This is a genomic window from Rhizobacter sp., from assembly GCF_046595475.1.
Classification (GTDB): domain Bacteria; phylum Pseudomonadota; class Gammaproteobacteria; order Burkholderiales; family Burkholderiaceae_C; genus Rhizobacter.
Map to the genome: position 1 here is coordinate 1 of NZ_JBKJOQ010000099.1, position 4456 is coordinate 4456.

Here is a 4456-nt window from a genome sequence, read left to right on the forward strand (position 1 = left end):
CCCTGCCGACTCGGCCCACGCTGCGCGAGGGCTGCCTTGCGCTGCTCGGGCTTTGCGGGTCGGGCAGAACTCGCTACGCGGCCTGCGGCCGCTGCGCTCTAACAGCTGCCCGAAGTCAGAGGTCGATGCGCGCTGCGCGCGCTCCCGCAAAGCCCTGCGCTGCTCAGCTCGTCCGAAGGGGGGGACGAACACCAGATGTGCCTCGCTGCGCATCGGCTCCACCTATTCCGCCATTCCCGCCTTCGCGGCAATGACAAGCCAAGCCGATGCGAAGCGAGACGTGGACAGGGAAAGTTTGCGAAGCAAACGACCGCATTGCTCTTGGGCCCCTTCTGAGCCGTCGAGGAGCGCAGGGCTTTGCAGGGGCGCGCAGCGCCTTTGTAGACTGACTTCGCGCGGTTGTCTGAACGCAGCGGCCGCAGGCAGAGAAGTGAGTTCGGCGCGACCTGCAAAGACCGAGCACCGCAGAGTAGTCGCCCCTAGGGCGACCGGCGACGAGGGTCGCCTTTCTTTTGGTTCCTTTTCTTTGGCGAAGCAAAGAAAAGGGACTGCCCTGTTGGGGGCACATCCCGACGCGGTCTCACGCAGTGAGAAGAAACCTCACGCGACAGCGGCACCAGCGGCACCAGCGCCACCAGCAGCACAAGGCTTCGATACCTCAGCCCGAGCGGTTGTTGATACGCAGCCATCCTGGATTCCCGCCTCCGCAGGACTGACAAACCCATGAGCACTTTGCTGAAAGTAGAAAACCTCCACACCGGCTACGGCCGAGCCGAAGTCCTGCACGGCGTCAACCTCAAGGCCGACAAAGGCAGCGTCGTCACCGTCATCGGCCCCAACGGCGCCGGCAAATCCACCCTCCTCAACGCACTCATGGGCGTGCTCCCCGCCAAAGGCGACATCCATTACGACGGCCACCCCATCCACAAGCGCACTCTCGAAGACCGCGTGATGCAAGGCATCGCCCTCGTCCCCGAAACACGCGCTCTCTTCGCCAGCATGCCCATCGAAGACAACCTGCTGCTCGGCGCCTACCGCCAGGTGCGCTTGGGCCAAAAGAACAGCAGCGCTGCGATGGAAGAGGTGTTCACCCGCTTCCCGCGCCTGAAAGAGCGCCGCAGGCAACTCGCCGGCACGCTCTCGGGTGGCGAGCGGCAGATGCTGGCCGTGGGCCGCGCGCTGATGGGCCGCCCGCAGCTGTTGATGCTCGACGAGCCCAGCCTGGGCCTGGCGCCGCTGATCGTGAAAGAGATCTTCAAGACCATCGCCGACCTGCGCGCCACCGGCGTCACCATCTTGCTGGTGGAGCAAAACGCACGCGCCGCGCTCGAAGTGGCCGACTACGGTTATGTGTTGGAAATGGGTGAGATCGCGCTCGAGGGCCCGGCCGCTGATTTGGCGAACGACCCGCGCGTCATCGACACCTACCTCGGTGCCGCACGCAAGAAGGAAGAGGCAAGCACCTGACATGTGGCACTACGACCCCCCGCTGCGCGACATTCGCTTCGTCACCGAAGAGCTGCTCAACCTGCCGGTGCACTGGGCCGGGCTGCCGGCGCATGCCGAGCTCGATGCAGACACTGCGCGACGGGTCGTCGAAGAGGCGGGCAAATTCGCTGCCGACGTGGTCGCCCCGCTCAACGCCAGCGGCGACCTCGAAGGCTGCACCTGGCGCAACGGTGAGGTCAGCACCCCCAAGGGCTACCGCGAGGCGTATCAGGCCTTCGTGTCCGCCGGATGGCCGGCGCTCGCCTGCGACCCCGCCGTGGGCGGGCAGGGCTTGCCGCACTCGCTCAACGCCGTGCTGCACGAGATGCTCAACTCGGCCAACCACGCCTGGAACATGTACCCCGGCCTGCTGCACGGCGCTTACGAGTGCCTGATGGCGCATGCCACGCCCGAGCTGAAACAGCAGTACCTGGGCAAGATCGTGAGCGGCGAGTGGCTCTCGACCATGTGCCTCACCGAAGCCCATGCGGGCACCGACCTCGGCCTTATGAAGACGCGCGCTGAGGCGCAGCCCGACGGCAGCCACCGCATACGCGGCACCAAGATCTTCATCTCGGGCGGCGAGCACGACCTGACTGACAACATCGTGCACATGGTGCTGGCGCGCCTGGCCGATGCGCCCTTGGGCACCAACGGCATTTCGCTCTTTCTCTGCCCAAAATTCCTGCCCGGCGGTGAGCGCAACGCCCTGCGCTGCGATGGCATCGAAAAGAAGATGGGCATCAAGGGCAGCGCCACCTGCGTGATGAGCTTCGAGGGCGCCTCGGGCTGGCTGGTCGGCGAGCCGAATCGAGGCCTGGCCGCCATGTTCGCGATGATGAATGCCGCGCGGCTGCATGTGGGCTTGCAGGGCGTGGGCCACGCCGAGAGCGCTTACCAAAACTCGCTGCGTTACGCGATGGAGCGCACGCAGATGCGCGCGCCAGCGCGCCCGGTCGAGCGCGCGAACGAGGCCGCCGACCCCATCGCGCTGCACCCCGCCATGCGTCACAACCTGCTGCGCCAGCGCGCGCTGCTCGAAGGTGGCCGGCTGCTGGCGTACGAAACCTCGCACCTGCTCGACGTGGCCGAGCGGCACCCCGATGCGGCAGTGCGCGAGACGGCGCACGACCAGGTGTCGCTGCTCACGCCCGTCATCAAGGCCTTTCTCACCGACAACGCCTTTGCCAGCGCGCAAGCCGCGCAGCAGGTGTTCGGCGGCCACGGCTACATGCATGACTATGGGGCCGAGCAGTGTGTGCGCGACAGCCGCATTTCGCTGATCTACGAAGGCACCAACGAGATTCAGGCCATAGACCTCCTGCTGCGCAAGGTGCTGCCCGATGGGGGCGTGAAGCTGGGCACCTTGCTCGCCCGCCTCGAAGCCGAGCTGCCCGCCAGCAGTGGGCTGGCTTCGCGCGTGAAACCCTGGCTGGGCAACTGGCATCAGGTCACGCAGCAGATCGTGCAACAGGCTTTGGCTGAAGCCGAGTTTCCCTACCGTGTGGCCAACGATTACCTGCGCCTCGCCGGGCTGGTGCTGCTGGCGCAGGGCTGGGCGCGCGCTGAAGCGGCGGCCGCCCCGCACGGCGGCTCGGGCTTTCACGACGCCAAGCGCGACACCGCAAACTACTACCTCGACTTCGTCTTGCCCGAAGCCGGCCTGTGCCTCGCCCGCATACGCGCAGGGCAGAATCCATTGCCCCAATTGCTGCCAGCTTACGCATGACCACCCCGCTGCTCGCTGACGACACCGCCGAACCGAAGACGCGCATGAGCGCACTCGACCAGTCTCGCCTCACACACTTGGTGGGCTACGCTGCCACGCGTGCGTCGGTCGAGCTGAAGAAGTCGTTCACCCAGCACATGGGGCCGCTGCAGCTGAAGGCGGTGGAGTTTTCCATTCTGGTGCTGGTGGCCTCGAACGAGCAAGTCAACCAGAAGCAGCTGGGCCAGGCGCTCGACGTGTCGCCACCCAACCTGGCTGTCACGCTAGACCGCATGGTGGAGCGCGGCTGGGTCGAGCGCGTGCGCAGCACAGAAGACCGTCGCTCGCAGATCGTGGTGCTCACCCCGGCAGGCGAAAAACTGGTGCAGCGTGCCGAAAAAATCGGCGCCACCATGGAGCACGAAACCTTGCAGGTGCTGTCGTCTGCCGAGCGTTTGCTCTTGCTGGAGCTGCTGCTGAAAGTGGCGCACGGCCGCAGGCGATCGCCCGCCTGAGCCCAGGTTTGAACGCGGCCTGAGCGCCGCGTGACGACCCGACTTTTGGCGCCGTGAGGCGCCGAATTCAGACCCACATCCTCCGAACCGGTCATCAGGTCAAACCCTGATTGCCTGCGTTCGTGTGCGATCTATAACGAAAATAAACGACCAATAAGGAATGGAAACAACCAAGCCAGTGCACAAAAGCGCAAACAAGCGCGCACGACTTGACCCCCGGGCAGACCGCCCGTTTTCACCACTGGAGACAAACTCGATGACACACCACCCCCTGCGCGCGTGGCGCAACTTGCTGCGCGCGGCGCTCTGCACCGCGGCTCTCGCGGTGCCCATGGCTCACGCCGTGACCGCGCTGCCCACCATCACCGGCCCGGTGCCGGCGACCGCCACGTCTTACCCCTTCGGCGCCGCCGATCACACGCTCAAACCGCAGCAGCTGTGGAAGCACGGCTACGTGGAAGAGGAGTACTTCGCCAGCGGCAAGGCCAACGTTTACGACTGGCCCGCCCCCGGCCCGGCGGTGGTGCGCACGGCCGATGCGCCCTACACCACGCGTGTGCTGGTGCGCCGCCCAGTGCATGGGCACCGCTTCAGCGGCAACGTGATCGTCGAGATGCTGAACCCGTCCAACCTGTTCGACCTGAACCTCGGCTGGGCGATCTCGGGCCGACAGATCGCGCGCAATGGCGATGCGTGGGTCGGCATCACCGCAAAGCCGGTGTCGATTGCGACGCTGAAGACGTTC

Annotated in this window: 4 protein-coding genes; all 4 read left to right on the forward strand. The window is 65.8% G+C overall.

Features of this window, described 5'->3' with window-relative positions:
- The first annotated feature begins 723 nt into the window (after nt 1–723).
- Nucleotides 724–1467: an ABC transporter ATP-binding protein gene (locus tag AC30QB_RS18435; protein ID WP_489547721.1), complete on the forward strand. Its 744-nt coding sequence runs from the start codon at nt 724–726 to the stop codon at nt 1465–1467.
- Nucleotide 1468: 1 nt separating this feature from the next.
- A complete protein-coding gene (locus tag AC30QB_RS18440; RefSeq protein WP_489547722.1) occupies nt 1469–3217 on the forward strand; it encodes an acyl-CoA dehydrogenase family protein in 1749 nt (582 codons plus the stop codon).
- A complete protein-coding gene (locus AC30QB_RS18445) occupies nt 3214–3711 on the forward strand; it encodes a MarR family winged helix-turn-helix transcriptional regulator (RefSeq protein ID WP_489547723.1) in 498 nt (165 codons plus the stop codon). Before AC30QB_RS18440 ends, AC30QB_RS18445 begins: the two co-directional genes overlap by 4 nt.
- Before the next feature lie 256 nt (nt 3712–3967).
- The coding region (locus AC30QB_RS18450) for an alpha/beta hydrolase domain-containing protein (protein WP_489547724.1) at nt 3968–4456 on the forward strand (489 nt) is incomplete at its 3' end.

Bases quoted from the DNA above. Each gene is read 5' to 3' on its own strand.
- AC30QB_RS18435 (WP_489547721.1), top strand. From the start codon at position 724: ATGAGCACTTTGCTGAAAGTAGAAAACCTCCACACCGGCTACGGCCGA.
- AC30QB_RS18440 (WP_489547722.1), top strand. From the start codon at position 1,469: ATGTGGCACTACGACCCCCCGCTGCGCGACATTCGCTTCGTCACCGAA.
- AC30QB_RS18445 (WP_489547723.1), top strand. From the start codon at position 3,214: ATGACCACCCCGCTGCTCGCTGACGACACCGCCGAACCGAAGACGCGC.